Annotated in this window: 13 protein-coding genes; 6 read left to right on the top strand and 7 right to left on the bottom strand. The window is 73.9% G+C overall.

Annotated elements, in window-relative coordinates; translation table 11 throughout:
- Positions 1-98: 98 nt before the first annotated feature.
- Positions 99-2,600, top strand: a complete 2,502-nt coding sequence (locus ACZ5GH_RS20430) for a helicase-associated domain-containing protein (RefSeq protein ID WP_464334956.1) — start codon at positions 99-101, stop codon at positions 2,598-2,600.
- A gap of 43 nt (positions 2,601-2,643) precedes the next feature.
- Here ACZ5GH_RS20430 and ACZ5GH_RS20425 read toward each other — a convergent pair whose 3' ends face one another.
- Positions 2,644-2,898 (bottom strand): hypothetical protein, encoded by a 255-nt coding sequence (locus tag ACZ5GH_RS20425; protein ID WP_387760438.1) that lies wholly within the window; start codon positions 2,896-2,898, stop codon positions 2,644-2,646.
- 104 nt (positions 2,899-3,002) lie between these two features.
- Here ACZ5GH_RS20425 and ACZ5GH_RS20420 point away from each other — a divergent pair, with 104 nt between their 5' ends.
- Both ACZ5GH_RS20420 and ACZ5GH_RS20415 read left to right on the top strand, forming a co-directional pair.
- Positions 3,003-3,407 carry a hypothetical protein gene (locus ACZ5GH_RS20420; RefSeq protein ID WP_464334955.1) on the top strand — a complete coding sequence of 135 codons (405 nt, stop codon included), beginning with the start codon at positions 3,003-3,005 and terminating at the stop codon, positions 3,405-3,407.
- Between the two features lie 120 nt (positions 3,408-3,527).
- Positions 3,528-5,165, top strand: a complete 1,638-nt coding sequence (locus ACZ5GH_RS20415; protein ID WP_464334954.1) for a DNA repair helicase XPB — start codon at positions 3,528-3,530, stop codon at positions 5,163-5,165.
- A gap of 30 nt (positions 5,166-5,195) precedes the next feature.
- Here ACZ5GH_RS20415 and ACZ5GH_RS20410 read toward each other — a convergent pair whose 3' ends face one another.
- The gene (locus tag ACZ5GH_RS20410; protein WP_464334953.1) at positions 5,196-5,357 is read right to left on the bottom strand and encodes a hypothetical protein; all 162 of its coding nucleotides are present in this window, start codon (positions 5,355-5,357) and stop codon (positions 5,196-5,198) included.
- 312 nt (positions 5,358-5,669) lie between these two features.
- Here ACZ5GH_RS20410 and ACZ5GH_RS20405 point away from each other — a divergent pair, with 312 nt between their 5' ends.
- On the top strand, positions 5,670-7,721 hold the full coding sequence (locus tag ACZ5GH_RS20405) for a HelD family protein (RefSeq protein ID WP_464334952.1): 2,052 nt from the start codon (positions 5,670-5,672) through the stop codon (positions 7,719-7,721).
- Between the two features lie 104 nt (positions 7,722-7,825).
- Here ACZ5GH_RS20405 and ACZ5GH_RS20400 read toward each other — a convergent pair whose 3' ends face one another.
- From ACZ5GH_RS20400 to ACZ5GH_RS20390, 3 genes are all read right to left on the bottom strand, one after another.
- Entirely contained in the window at positions 7,826-8,512 is a 687-nt protein-coding gene (locus tag ACZ5GH_RS20400; RefSeq protein ID WP_387760442.1) for a copper homeostasis protein CutC, read from the bottom strand.
- Between the two features lie 106 nt (positions 8,513-8,618).
- Positions 8,619-9,575 (bottom strand): hypothetical protein, encoded by a 957-nt coding sequence (locus ACZ5GH_RS20395; protein ID WP_464334951.1) that lies wholly within the window; start codon positions 9,573-9,575, stop codon positions 8,619-8,621.
- Positions 9,572-9,955, bottom strand: a complete 384-nt coding sequence (locus ACZ5GH_RS20390) for a PadR family transcriptional regulator (RefSeq protein WP_387760444.1) — start codon at positions 9,953-9,955, stop codon at positions 9,572-9,574. The genes ACZ5GH_RS20395 and ACZ5GH_RS20390 overlap by 4 nt, the downstream gene beginning before the upstream one ends.
- Positions 9,956-10,021: 66 nt before the next feature.
- On the opposite strand from ACZ5GH_RS20390, the gene ACZ5GH_RS20385 reads away from it, so the two are divergent.
- Positions 10,022-10,777, top strand: a complete 756-nt coding sequence (locus ACZ5GH_RS20385) for an HD domain-containing protein (protein ID WP_464334950.1) — start codon at positions 10,022-10,024, stop codon at positions 10,775-10,777.
- A 25-nt stretch (positions 10,778-10,802) separates the two neighbouring features.
- A protein-coding gene (locus ACZ5GH_RS20380; protein WP_464333301.1) for an IS5 family transposase occupies positions 10,803-11,689 on the top strand; the annotation gives its coding sequence in 2 pieces (ribosomal slippage) (positions 10,803-11,157 and positions 11,157-11,689; 888 coding nt in all).
- 254 nt (positions 11,690-11,943) lie between these two features.
- On the opposite strand, the gene ACZ5GH_RS20375 is transcribed toward ACZ5GH_RS20380, so the two are convergent.
- Together ACZ5GH_RS20375 and groL are read right to left on the bottom strand one after the other, a co-directional pair.
- A complete protein-coding gene (locus ACZ5GH_RS20375) occupies positions 11,944-12,300 on the bottom strand; it encodes a hypothetical protein (protein ID WP_387760446.1) in 357 nt (118 codons plus the stop codon).
- A 114-nt stretch (positions 12,301-12,414) separates the two neighbouring features.
- Positions 12,415-14,037, bottom strand: a complete 1,623-nt coding sequence (gene groL / locus ACZ5GH_RS20370) for a chaperonin GroEL (RefSeq protein WP_097236664.1) — start codon at positions 14,035-14,037, stop codon at positions 12,415-12,417.
- Positions 14,038-14,169 lie beyond the last annotated feature (132 nt).

The following is a 14,169-nucleotide window of genomic DNA, read 5'->3' as shown; positions in this document are numbered from 1 at the left end:
CCGCCCGCGCGAGTCCGTCCGCGGGTACGGCGCTGCGCCGCAGGGGCGGCCGCACGAGGGACACCCCGTCGTCCCCACGCCCGACTAACCTAGGTCGAATGACCACACAGCAGGGCCCTCAACGCCGGGGCAGGTCCGCCACCGGCCCGCGCACCCTCGCCGAGGAGCTGCGCGCCCGTCCCGACGACGCGCTCGCCGCCCTGTTCCGCTCCCGCCCCGACCTGCTGAACCCCGTCCCCGGCGACCTCACCCAGCTGTCCGCCCGGCTCTCCTCGCGCGCCTCCGCACTGCGCGCCCTGGAGCGGCTCGACCGCTTCACCCTCCAGGTCGCCGAGGCGCTGGCCACCGCCCCGGACGGCACCTCGCTGAGCACCGTCCGCACCCTGCTGACCGGCCCGGCGAAGGTCAAGCCGCACCCCGGCGCGACCCCGCTCACCCCGGCCGACCGGTCCGCCGTCGCCGGCGCCCTGCCGCGCGCGATCGCCACCCTGCGCGACCGGGCGCTGCTCTGGGGCCCCGACAACGGCCTGCGGCTGGTCCTCGCCGTCCGCGAGGCGCTCGCCCCGACCGCCGGCAACCCGGGCCGCACCGGCCTCGGCCCCACCCTCGCCGACGCCACCGTCGGCATGTCCCCGGCCCGGCTGCAGCAGCTGCTCGCCTCGGCCGGGCAGCCCGCCACCCCGGACCCGGTCAGCGCCGTCGCCGCGCTCACCGCGCTGCTCACCGACCGCGCCCGCTGCGCCGCGCTGCTCGACACCGCGCCCGAGGCCGCGCTGCGGCTGCTGGACCGGCTGGTCTGGGGGCCGCCCACCGGCACCGTCCCGGACGCCGCCCGCCCGGTCACCGCCGAGGACGCGCAGAGCCCGGTCGAGTGGCTGCTGGCCCGCGGCCTGCTGCTGCCCAGCAGCCCCGGCAGCGTCGTCCTGCCCCGCGAACTCGCCCTGCACCTGCGCGGCGGCCGCACCCACCGCACCGTCGAACCGGTCCAGCCCGAACCCGCGCCCGCCGCCGCCCCGCGCGACCCCGGGGTGGTGGACAGCGCCGCGGCCGGGCAGGCGCACACCGCGGTCAAGACCGTCGAGGAGCTGCTGGACGGCCTGGGCCTCACCCCGCCGCTGACCCTGCGCGCCGGCGGCCTCGGCGTCCGCGACCTCAAGCGCACCGCCCAGGCCCTGGAGAGCACCCAGCAGCAGACCGCCTTCTGGCTCGAACTCGCCTACACCGCCGGGCTGCTGGCCCCCGACGGCGAGGTGGACGAGCGCTGGGCCCCCACCCCGGCGTACGACGCCTGGCTGCACCTGGACACCGCCGAACGCTGGTCGGTCCTGGCCTCCGCCTGGCTCGCCGCCACCCGCGTCCCCGCCCTCACCGGCACCCCGGACGGCCGGGGCAAGCCGCGCGCCGCCCTCGGCCCCGAACTCGACCGCACCCTCGCGCCGTCCGTCCGCCGCGCCGCCCTCGCCCTGCTCGCCGAACTCCCGCCCGGCACCCCGGCCACCGCCGAGGAACTGCTCCCCACCCTGCGCTGGCAGCGCCCGCTGCGCGGCGGCCCCACCGGCCCGGACGGCCGCGAGCTGCGCGACGACCTCACCGCCTGGACCCTCGACGAGGCCGAACTGCTCGGCGTCACCGGCCGCGGCGCCCTGGCCGCCCCGGCCCGCGCCCTGCTCACCGCCGAGTCCGACCCGGCCGAGGTGCTCGCCCCGCTGCTCCCGCAGCCGCTGGACCACGTGATCCTCCAGCCGGACCTCACCGCGATCGCCCCCGGCCCGCTGCTCACCCCGCTCGCCCAGGCCCTCGCGCTGTGCGCCGACATCGAGTCCAAGGGCGGCGCCACCGTCTACCGCTTCACCCCGGCCTCGGTGCGCCGCGCCCTCGACGCCGGCCGCACCGCCGCCGACCTGCGGGCCTTCCTGGAACAGCACAGCCGGACGCCCGTCCCGCAGCCGCTCGGCTACCTGATCGACGACGTCGCCCGCCGGCACGGCGTCCTGCGGGTCGGCGCCGCCTCCTCCTACCTGCGCTGCGACGACCCGTCCCTGCTCGGCGAGGTGCTCGCCGACCGGCGCTCCGCCGACCTGCGGCTGCGGCTGCTCGCCCCCACCGTCGTCGCCGCCCAGGCCGCCCCGGACGTCCTGCTCGCCACCCTGCGCACGATGGGCTACGCCCCGGCCGCCGAGTCCGCCGAGGGCGACGTACTGATCACCCGCCCGGACACCCACCGCACCCCGCCCCGGACGGCACCCGTGCCCGTCCCCGACGGGCCGCCCAGCCCCGACGACACCCTGCTCGCCGCCGCCATCAAGGCCATCCGGGCCGGCGACCGCGCGGCCACCGCCGCCCGCCGCGAGCCCGCCGCCGACCCGCGCCGGCTCCCCCGCACCGCCGCCGCCGAGACCCTGGCCGCCCTCCAGACGGCCGTGCTGCTCGGCGAGCGCATGTGGATCGGCTACCTCAACGCCGAGGGCATCGCCAGCCAGCGGATCATCGACCCGGTCAAGGTCGAAGGCGGCTTCGTCACCGCCTTCGACCACCACGCCGACGAGCTGCGCACCTTCGCCCTGCACCGCATCACCGGCGTCGCGGAACTCGACGAGTGACCCCGGGCGCGCCCTGACACCGGCCGGGGGCGGGGCCCCGGCCTCAGTGCCCCTGCTGCGCCTCCTTCATCTTGTCCTGGACGGCCTTGTCCGCCAGGCTGCCGATCTGGCCCTGCCCGATCGGCATCGCACCCCCGGTGACGGTGTCCGCCAGCAGGAACCCGGGCGCCGCGAGCAGGCCGCCGGGCCCCTCGCCGATGCCCGCCAGGGCGTGGGCCGAACCGGCCGAGGAGGCGGTGGCCGCGAAGGCCGAGCCCATCAGGGCGAGGGCGGTGAGAACACGCTTCGACTTCTTCATGGCCGGCTCAACGAGCGAGTGCGCACCGTGGTCACTCGAAGTCATTGACGGGCCCGCCCCATCGGCGTAGTCCGGAAGCAGGGGTTCCGAACGGGAGGCAACCCATGCTCGGCGAACTCATCGGCGAATTCCACGGCCAGAACACCGGCCGACGGGTCGTCGCCGTCGGCGACGGCCACGTGACGATCGAGATATCCATCCGGATCACCGGCAGCTACTTCGGCACCGCCGTCAACGGGTTCGGCACCTACGACGCCGAACCGCGCCCCGACGGCACCGTCTACGGCGAGGGCCAGGGCGTCGACATGACCGCCGACGGCCAGAGCGTCACCTGGCACGGCAACGGCCTCGGCCACCCCACCGAGAACGGCGGCACCAGCTTCCGCGGCGCGCTCTTCTTCTCCACCGCGGCCCCGCAGCTCGAACGCCTCAACGGCGTCGTCGGCCTCTTCGAGTTCGACACCGACGCCGACGAGAGGATCACCGGCAAGCTCTACGAGTGGAAGTAGCCCGTCCACCGAGCCCGTTCCACGCCCGTCCACGGGAGCCCGTCCACGTTCACCGCGGAATGCGCGACACTGGAGGGTCTGCGTCAATCCAGCCTGTCAGCCAGTGGAGGGCTCCCCCGCGTGAACGACGGACCGCTCATCGTCCAGAGCGACAAAACTCTTCTCCTGGAGATCGACCACCCCAAGGCCGCCGACTGCCGTCGCGCCATCGCACCGTTCGCCGAGTTGGAGCGGGCGCCCGAGCACGTGCACACGTACCGGGTGACGCCGCTCGGGCTGTGGAACGCGCGGGCGGCCGGGCACGACGCCGAGCAGGTGGTGGACGCCCTGGTGACGTACTCGCGCTACCCGGTGCCGCACGCGCTGCTGGTGGACGTGGCGGACACCATGGGCCGGTACGGGCGGCTCCAGCTGGTCAAGCACCCGACCCACGGGCTGGTGCTGACCACCACCGACCGGCCGGTGCTGGAGGAGGTGCTGCGCTCCAAGAAGATCGTCCCGCTGGTCGGCAACCGGGTCGACCCGGACACCGTGGTGGTGCACCCCTCCGAGCGCGGCCAGATCAAGCAGGTGCTGCTCAAACTCGGCTGGCCCGCCGAGGACTTCGCCGGGTACGTGGACGGCGAGGCGCACCCGATCGACCTGGACGAGGACGGCTGGCAGCTGCGCCCGTACCAGACGCAGGCCGTCGAGGGCTTCTGGCACGGCGGCTCGGGCGTCGTCGTGCTGCCCTGCGGCGCCGGCAAGACGCTGGTCGGCGCGGCCGCGATGGCGCACGCCAAGTCGACCACGCTGATCCTGGTCACCAACACCGTCTCGGCCCGCCAGTGGAAGCACGAGCTGGTCAAGCGCACCTCGCTCACCGAGGACGAGATCGGCGAGTACAGCGGCACCCGGAAGGAGATCCGCCCGGTCACCATCGCCACCTACCAGGTGATGACGACCAAGCGGAAGGGCGTCTACGCCCACCTGGAGCTGTTCGACGCCCGCAACTGGGGCCTGGTGGTCTACGACGAGGTGCACCTGCTGCCCGCGCCGGTGTTCAAGTTCACCGCGGACCTCCAGGCCCGCCGCCGGCTCGGTCTGACCGCCACGCTGGTGCGCGAGGACGGCCGCGAGGGCGACGTGTTCAGCCTGATCGGCCCCAAGCGCTTCGACGCGCCGTGGAAGGAGATCGAGGCGCAGGGCTACATCGCGCCCGCCGACTGCTGCGAGGTGCGGGTCACCCTGACCGACTCCGAGCGGCTCGCCTACGCGACCGCCGAGCCGGAGGAGCGCTACCGCTTCTGCGCCACCACGGCGACCAAGCGGCGGGTGGTGGAGGCGCTGGTCAGGAAGCACGAGAAGGACCAGACACTGATCATCGGCCAGTACATCGACCAGCTGGACGAACTCGGCGAGGCCCTGGACGCCCCGGTGATCAAGGGCGAGACCAGCAACGCCCAGCGCGAGAAGCTCTTCGAGGCCTTCCGGAACAAGGAGATCGGCGTCCTGGTGGTCTCCAAGGTCGCGAACTTCTCGATCGACCTGCCCGAGGCCACCGTGGCCATCCAGGTCTCCGGGACCTTCGGCTCCCGCCAGGAGGAGGCCCAGCGCCTCGGCCGGGTGCTGCGCCCCAAGGCGGACGGCCACGCGGCGCACTTCTACTCGGTGGTCGCCCGGGACACCGTGGACCAGGACTTCGCCGCCCACCGGCAGCGCTTCCTGGCCGAGCAGGGCTACGCGTACCGGATCATCGACGCCGACGACGTGCTGTAGGGCCGCGGTCCGGCACCGGACGCCGTCGCGTCAGTACCGGACACCGTCGCGCCCGAGGAAGATCACGCGCGCGGCGGTGTCCAGGGCGATGCCGACGTTGCGGACGGCGGTGCTCAGCGGGTTGCGGTGACGCCCGGAGACGGCGGTGGCGCCGGACGGGCCGGATCGGGGGGTGCGCTTCGTGGTGCTCATGTCTTCAACGGTAGGCACCCGGGCGGCCGCGGGCATCACTCCAAAGGCCGTATCCGCAGGTGCGCGGATCGTCCTCCCGGTGTACGGCGGCCCCGGGCCGGAGTAGGGGGCGACCCCGAGACCCGCACGGCTGGAACCCCGGGACGGACGGGACTAAGATCGTCCGTCTGCCCCCTCCCGAACCGTGGTACCTGCTGAAGTCCCGCAGGCAGCCGGGGGAGGTGTCGACCGCACGGCAACCGGTCGGCCGTACCCACCGTGAGCTCCTACGATCCGCTGCACCCGCCACCGGGGCAGCCGGGAAGGTTCGCTGTGCCCGCCACCCCCACCACCGACCCCCTCCAGCGCGAACGCGCGCACCTGGCCGCGTCCCGGGCCGCTCTGCGAGCCATGCGCGAGGACGTCGAGTCGCTCGACATCCGCGACGTGACCGGCACCTGGGTCACCGCCCTCGTGCTCCAGAACCAGATCGAGGCCAGGATCGCCGCACTGGCCGACCTCTCGCACACCCCGCTGTTCTTCGGCCGCCTCGACTACCTGCACGCGATCAGCGAGGAGTTGAGCGAGGGCAGCGGCGGCGAGAGCTTCTACATCGGGCGCCGGCACGTCCACGACGCCGACGGCGACCCGATGGTGATCGACTGGCGCGCGCCGGTCTCCCAGCCGTTCTACCGGGCCAGCCGCACCGCGCCGATGGACGTCGAGCGCCGCCGCCGCTTCGGCTACACCGGCGGGGAGCTCACCGCCTACGAGGACGAGCACCTCAGCGACCCGGCCGAGACGGAGCGGGGCTCCGCCCTGCTGGCCGCCGAGATCGAGAAGCCCCGCGTCGGCCCGATGCGCGACATCGTCGCCACCATCCAGCCCGAGCAGGACGAGATCGTCCGGTCCGACATCACGGGCACCATCTGCGTCCAGGGCGCGCCCGGCACCGGGAAGACCGCCGTCGGCCTGCACCGCGTCGCGTACCTGCTGTACGCCCACCGCGAGCGGCTGGCCCGTACCGGCACCCTGGTGATCGGGCCGAACAACGCCTTCCTCTCCTACATCGAGCAGGTGCTCCCGGCCCTCGGCGAGCTGGACGTCGCCCAGGCCACCGTGCAGCAGCTGGTCGGGCACGTCGAGGTGAGGGGCGAGGACGACCCGGAGGCGGCCCGGCTGAAGGGCGACGCCCGGATGGCCGAGGTGCTGCGCCGGGCGGTGCGGTCGGGCATCACGCTGCCCACCGAGCCCTGCGTGGTGGTCCGCGGCTCCCGCCGCTGGCGCGTACCGGTGTACGAACTCGTCCAGATCATCGAGGAGTTGAAGGGCCGCGAGGTGCGCTACGGCGCCGCCCGGGACGCCCTGCCGCAGCGCATCGCGCACGCCGTGCTGCTGAAGATGGAGCAGGGCGGCGAGGCCCCGGACGACCGGGTGCAGGACGCGGTGGCCCGCAACGGCGCGGTCAAGGCGGTGGTCAAGGAGTGCTGGCCGGCCGTCGACCCGGCGAAGCTGGTCCTGCGGCTGCTCTCCGACCCGGAGTTCCTGGCCGCGTGCGCCGAGGGCGTGCTGACGCCCGAGGAGCAGCGGGCGGTGCTGTGGCCCAAGCCCGGCCGCTCGGTGCGGACCGCCCGCTGGACGCCGGCCGACGCCGTCCTGGTGGACGAGGCGACCGACCTGGTGCAGCGCACCCCCTCGCTCGGGCACGTGGTGCTGGACGAGGCCCAGGACCTCTCCCCGATGCAGTACCGCGCGGTGGGCCGCCGCTGCACCACCGGCTCGGCGACCGTCCTCGGCGACCTCGCCCAGGGCACCACCCCCTGGGCGACGGCGAGTTGGCCGGAGGCGCTGCGCCACCTGGGCAAGCCGGAGGCGCACGTCGAGGAGCTGACCAAGGGCTTCCGGGTGCCGGAGGAGGTCATCGCGTACGCCTCCCGGCTGCTCCCGGCGATCGCCCCCGGCCTGGCCCCGGCCTCCTCGGTCCGCACCGCGCCCGGCTCGCTGACGGTCCGCCGGGTCGCGGACGGGGAGACCACCGAGGCGGTCCTGGCGGCCTGCCGGGAGGCGCTGGAGCACGAGGGCTCGACCGGCCTGATCGCCGCCGACGCCCGCATCCCGCGGCTCGCCGAGGCACTGACCGCGGCCGGCCTGCCGCACCTCTCCCCCGGCGCCGAGACCAGCGCGCAGGCCCGGCTCACCCTCGTCCCGGCCTCGCTGGCCAAGGGCCTGGAGTACGACTACGTGGTGCTGGACGAGCCGGCCGCGGTGATCGCCGGGGAGCCGGACGAGCGGACCGGCCTGCGGCGGCTGTACGTGGCGCTGACCCGTGCCGTCTCCGGGCTGACGGTGCTGCACGGCGAGCCGCTGCCGGAGCAGCTGCGGTAGCACGCGAGAGGGCCGGTCCGGGGGGCCGGCCCTCTTTCGACGAGCACTCGCAAGCTCCGCACGAGCACCCGGGGCGAACCGGCACACGCACCCGGACCGGGCACTCAGCCGTCGATCAGCGCCCGCCACTCGGCGACCCTGGCCGCGTCCACCGGCGTCCGCCAGCCGTCCACCCGCACCGCTCCGCCGACGTGGAAGGCGTCGAAGCCCTCCGCCCGCAGCTCCTTCAGGTGCTCGGCCCGCAGGCCGCCGCCGATCAGGATCCGCTGCCGGTACCCGGGCTCGCCGGCCCGGGCCAGCTCGGCCGACAGCACCTCGCGTCCGGCGTCCACCCCGGCGGGGGAGCCGGAGGTGAGGAAGGTGTCCAGGCCGGGCAGTGCGGCGACGGCGGCCCGCAGGGCGGCCCGGTCGGCGCTGTGGTCGATCGCCCGGTGGAAGGTCCAGCGGCAGCCGGCGATCGCCTCGGCGACGGCCGTGGTGGCGGCCAGGTCGACGGCGCCGTCGGCGTCGAGGAAGCCGAGGACGAACTCCTCGGCGCCCTCGGCCCGCAGCGCGGCGGCCCGGGCGCACAGCTCGTCCACGTCACCCGGGGCGAAGCCGTCCCGGATCCGCAGCATGACCCGCAGCGGGAGGCCGACGGCGGCCCGGATCCGGCCGAAGTCCTCGACGGACGGGGTGAGGCCGTCGGCGGCCATGTCGGTGACCAGTTCGAGCCGGTCGGCGCCGCCCGACTCGGCGGCCTGGGCGTCCTGGGGCGTCAGCGCGATGACTTCGAAAATTGGTCTAGACATATTCGACAGACTGCCACATCCACCGGCCCCCGGCGACCCCCGGGGACGACCGAGGGGGCCGATCCGGTCACGCCGGAACGACCCCCCCGGATCTCGGGTCACACGGTCACACCGAGCCGGGGCCCGCCGCCACCGCCGCCCGTCGGCCGAACCGGTGCACCGCCACCGCCAGCAGCGCCAGCACGGCCACCGTCGGCGCCGCCGCCGGCAGCAGGTGCGAGACCCCGCGGGACTCCCGCCAGATGTTGAACAGGCAGCCGGGCCCGGTCAGCACCAGCATCGCCACGCCCATGGCGGCCAGCCCGACCCGCCCGCGCAGCCCGGCGAAGGTCAGCAGCAGCGGGGCGACCAGCATCACCACGAACCAGCCCAGGTCCCGCGGGAAGGTGGTGTCGTCCCAGCTCTGGGCCACCGCCAGCAGCCCGCCCACGGCCGCCGAGGCCAGCGCCAGGGCGCCCGTGCGCCAGGTCGGCCGGGGCAGCAGGTCGGTCGGCGCCGCGACCAGCAGCAGCGCGGCCACCACCAACGGCAGCGAGGCCATCCCGATGTAGCCGCTCCACCACAGGTCGAAGGACGAGTCCCAGGCGGCGGCCACCAGGTCGTACAGTCCGACCGCGCCCAGGATCAGCGCGCTGCCCCGCACCGCCGCCCACCGTCCGAGCAGCACCGCCACCAGGAGCAGCGCGGCGGCCACCGGCCGGGAGAACAGCTCGGCGTAGGCGCCGTAGGAGTCGTCCCAGGAGAGCCGGTTGGCGACCCGGTACGAGGTGGTCAGCCAGGCCAGCAGCATGGCGCCGGCCACCGCGCCGGCCAGCATCGGCGCGACCAGCGCCAGCAGCCGCCCGGCCGCCGAGGCGCCGGTCAGCCCGAGCCGCACCCGCAGCCCGTACACCGCCAGGCCGAGGACCTCCCGGGCCACCGCCAGCCGGCCGCCGGCCGCCGTGGTGTCGGCGAACACCTCGGCCAGCTCCTCGCCGCGCTCGCGGCGGTACCGCGCCGGGTAGAGCTGGAGTGCGGCCCGCAGCACCGCCGAGGGCGCCGCACCGATCGCGGGCGTGCTCATGAGAGGCCTCCCCCCGTCGCGGGCCGACCCTGCGACCCGGTCCTTCCCGGCAGCATCGACCGGATCCTGGTCAGTCGGCGCTCGGCCTCGGTGGCGACCGCCCGCAACCGCTCCGCCTCGGCGGCCAGCGCCGTCCGGCCGGCGTCGGTCAGCGCGTAGCTGCGCCGGGCACGGCCGTCCACCACCTCCTCGGCGGCGACCTCGATCAGGCCCTGGCCCAGCAGCCGGTCGAGCGCCCCGTAGAGCGTGCCGGTGCGCATCTTGACCCGGCCGTCGGAGATCGCGGAGATCTCCTGGATGAGCGCGTAGCCGTGGCGCGGGGCGTCGGCCAGCGCGGTGAGCAGCAGCAGCGTGGGCTCCTGCATGGAGCGTTCTGTCATACGACTACATATATCGTCAACCTACCTATAGGTCCAGTGCCCGGCCCGACCGCCACAATGGTCGCCATGCCGACCGCCGAGCCCGACCGCGCCACCGCCACCGCCACCGCCACCGCCACCGCTGAGCACGCCTCCGCCACCGCTGAGCACGCCTCCGCCACCGCCGAGCACGCCCCGACCGCCGAGGGCCCGCTCACCGAGGAACTGCTCGCCGCCTGGACCGCCCTGCTGCACCGCTGCGGGGCCGCCGTCGACCCCGAGCCGTACGGCCGGGAGCTGCTGCGCCGCTGGTCGGAGCCGCAGCGCCGCTACCACACCGCCGCCCACCTGCGCGCGGTGCTGCGGCACGTCGACGAGCTGGCCGGGCACGCCGCCGACCCGGAGGCGGTCCGCCTCGCGGCCTGGTTCCACGACGCCGTCTACCGCCCCGACCGCACCGAGAACGAGGAGCGCAGCGCCGCCCTGGCCGTCCGCGCGCTGACCGCCGCCGGGCTGCCCGCCGAGCGGGTCGCCGAGGTCGAGCGCCTCGTGCTGCTCACCGTCGGCCACGACCCCGCCCCCGGCGACCGCAACGGCGAGGTGCTCTGCGACGCGGACCTGGCCGTCCTCGGCGGCACCCCCGAGGCCTACGCGGCGTACGCGGCCGCCGTCCGCGAGGAGTACGGCTTCGTCCCCGCGCCGGACTTCACGGCCGGCCGGGCCGCCGTCCTGCGCCGGCTGCTCGCCCTGCCCGCGCTCTACCGCACCCCCGCCGCCCGCGAGCGCCTCACGGCGCCCGCCCGCGCCAACCTGACGGCCGAGCTCCGGGAGCTGGCACCCTAGGCCGTGTCTCATAATTGATCTTGTGGTGGGTCGTGGAGAGATAACGGATGCGGCGTGGGCTCGGATTGAGCCGTTGTTGCCGCAGCGGGACGGGGCCGGGCGTCCTTGGCGGGATCACCGGCAGGTGGTCAACGGGGTGCTGTGGCGGCTGCGCACAGGTGCCCCGTGGCGCGATCTGCCCGAGCGGTACGGTCCGTGGCAGACCGTCTACCGGCGCTTCGCCCAGTGGGAGAAGGACGGAACCTGGGCCACACTCCTGCGTGAGATCCAGGTCCGCAACGACGCGGTGGGCACCGTGGAGTGGACGGTCTCGATCGACTCCACGGTCGCCAGAGCCCACCAGCACGCGGCCGGCGCCCGCAAAAAGGGGGCCAGTCCGAGGACGAATCGGATGATCCGGCAGCAGTTGCGTGCCGCGAGGCGCTCGGCCGGTCCCGGGGCGGACTGACGACCAAGATCCACCTGGCGGTCGACGGTCGGGGCCTGCCGCTGTCGATCGTGCTGAGCACGGGCAACACGGCCGACTGCACGATGCTGCCCACCGTCCTCGACGCCATCCGCGTCCCACGTCTCGGGAGTGGGCGGCCAAGGACCAGGCCCGACCGGGTCGTGGCCGACAAGGCGTACTCCTCCCGGAAGATCCGCCGGCTGCTGCGGCGCCGGCGGATCAAGGCGACCATCCCCGAACGCCGGGACCAGATCGCCGGCCGCGCCCGCCGCGCAAGCCGCGGCGGGCGCCCACCTGCCTTCGACAAGGCCGCCTACAAGGGGCGGAACGTCGTTGAGCGCTGCTTCGCCAAGCTGAAGCAATTCCGGGCAGTGGCAACCAGGTTCGACAAACTGGCCAACCGCTACCGGGCCGGCGTCGTCCTCGCCTCGCTGATCCTGTGGCTGCGAGCCGAGGAGCAATGACCCCCGCCAAGATCAATTACGAGACACGCCCTAGGGCGTGTCTGACAATTCCCGCCGGGTGCGCGACGCTCCCCCAGCCTTTGGCCGGGAGGTACCCCCAGGGCACAAGCGCACCTCGCCGCGTTGTCGTCGGTCGCCAATGGCCCCCAGCCTTCGGCCGGGAGGTGCCCCCACGGCAGTGGCTCCCTCCTCCGCCTTGCGATGCACGCACCCCAACGCCGCGCCCTGATCCGACGCGAATTGTCAGACGCGCCCTAGGCGAGCTTGCCGACCGGCGCCACCACCGCGCCCTGCTTGCCGCAGACCCAGTGCGGATCCGGCCCCAGCTCGGGCTCCACGCTCAGCGCGTGCGGGTCCCCGTCGGCCGCGCAGTCGGCGCACAGCGGCCAGCGCCCGTACGCCTCCAGCAGTGCGTCCTGGACGTCCTGGGCGACCAGCCCGAGCACGTAGTCGGTGCCGTCCGGCCACTGCTCCAGCCACCAGCGGCGGTGGGTGACGGCCTGTTCCACCAGCGAGACGACGGCGGCGTCCGCCACGTCCCGCGCGGTGAGGTCGGCCAGGATCAGTGCCCGCGCGTTGTGCAGGGCGGTCTCGATGTCATCGGCAGCCATCCGTCCATCCTCTCCCCAACTCCCCCGAACGCCGAAACGCCGTGTGGGCGGCCCCCCGAAGGGAGCCGCCCACACGGACGTTGGAACCAGCCGATCCGATCGGAGCGATCAGGATCAGAAGTCCATGTCACCGCCCGGCATGCCGCCGCCGGCGGCCGCGGCGGCCTTCTCCGGCTTGTCGGCGATGACGGCCTCGGTGGTGAGGAACAGCGCCGCGATGGAGGCGGCGTTCTGCAGCGCGGAGCGGGTGACCTTGGCCGGGTCGATGATGCCCTCGGCGACCAGGTCGACGTACTCGTTGGTGGCGGCGTTCAGGCCGTGACCGGCGGGGAGGTTGCGCACCTTCTCCACCACGACGCCACCCTCCAGGCCGGCGTTGGTCGCGATCTGCTTGATCGGGGCCTCCAGCGCGACCTTGACGATGTTGGCACCGGTGGCCTCGTCGCCCTCCAGCTCCAGCTTGTCGAAGGCGACACCGGCCTGCAGCAGCGCGACGCCACCACCGGCGACGATGCCCTCCTCGACGGCGGCCTTCGCGTTGCGGACGGCGTCCTCGATGCGGTGCTTGCGCTCCTTGAGCTCCACCTCGGTGGCCGCGCCGGCCTTGATGACGGCCACGCCGCCGGCCAGCTTGGCGAGGCGCTCCTGGAGCTTCTCGCGGTCGTAGTCCGAGTCGCTGTTCTCGATCTCGGCGCGGATCTGGTTCACGCGGCCCGCGACCTGCTCGCTGTCGCCGCCACCGTCGACGATGGTGGTCTCGTCCTTGGTGATGACCACCTTGCGGGCGGTGCCCAGCAGGTCGATGCCGGCGTTCTCCAGCTTGAGGCCGACCTCCTCGGAGATCACGGTGCCACCGGTGAGGATGGCGATGTCGCCGAGCATGGCCTTGCGGCGGTCACCGAAGCCCGGGGCCTTGACGGCGACGGACTTGAAGGTGCCACGGATCTTGTTCACGACCAGGGTCGACAGGGCCTCGCCCTCGACGTCCTCGGCGATGATGACCAGCGGCTTGCCGCTCTGCATGACCTTCTCCAGCAGCGGGAGCAGGTCCTTGACCGAGCCGATCTTGGAGTTGGCGATGAGGATGTACGGGTCCTCGAACGTCGCCTCCATGCGCTCCAGGTCGGTGGCGAAGTAGGCGGAGATGTAGCCCTTGTCGAAGCGCATGCCCTCGGTGAGCTCGAGCTCCAGACCGAAGGTGTTGCTCTCCTCGACGGTGATGACGCCTTCCTTGCCGACCTTGTCCATGGCCTCGGCGATCAGCTCGCCGATCTGGGTGTCGGCGGCGGAGATGGAGGCGGTGGAGGCGATCTGCTCCTTGGTCTCCACGTCCTTGGCCTGGGCCAGCAGCTGGTCGGAGACGGCCGCGACGGCCTTCTCGATGCCGCGCTTCAGGGCCATCGGGTTGGCGCCGGCGGCGACGTTGCGCAGACCCTCGCGAACCAGGGCCTGGGCGAGCACGGTGGCGGTGGTGGTGCCGTCACCCGCGACGTCGTCCGTCTTCTTGGCGACCTCCTTGACGAGCTCCGCACCGATCTTCTCGTACGGGTCCTCGAGCTCGATCTCCTTGGCGATGGAGACACCGTCGTTGGTGATCGTGGGGGCGCCCCACTTCTTCTCCAGCACGACGTTGCGGCCCTTGGGGCCGAGCGTGACCTTCACTGCGTCGGCGAGCTGGTTCATGCCACGCTCAAGGCCGCGGCGAGCTTCCTCATCAAAGGCGATGATCTTGGCCATCAGAAGTGGTCCTCCGGGACACGGTCGACTGCTCGGACCAAGGGGTGCCCGCGACGGACGGCCCTGGTGTGCGGGGGTCTTTTCCCCTACCGCTCCCGGGGGCCTCACCGACCCGGTCCGCTGTCACTCTCA

Source organism: Kitasatospora sp. Xyl93, assembly GCF_055383135.1.
Note: the sequence above shows the minus strand (reverse complement) of the source record. Positions and strands in the feature narration are given on the sequence as shown.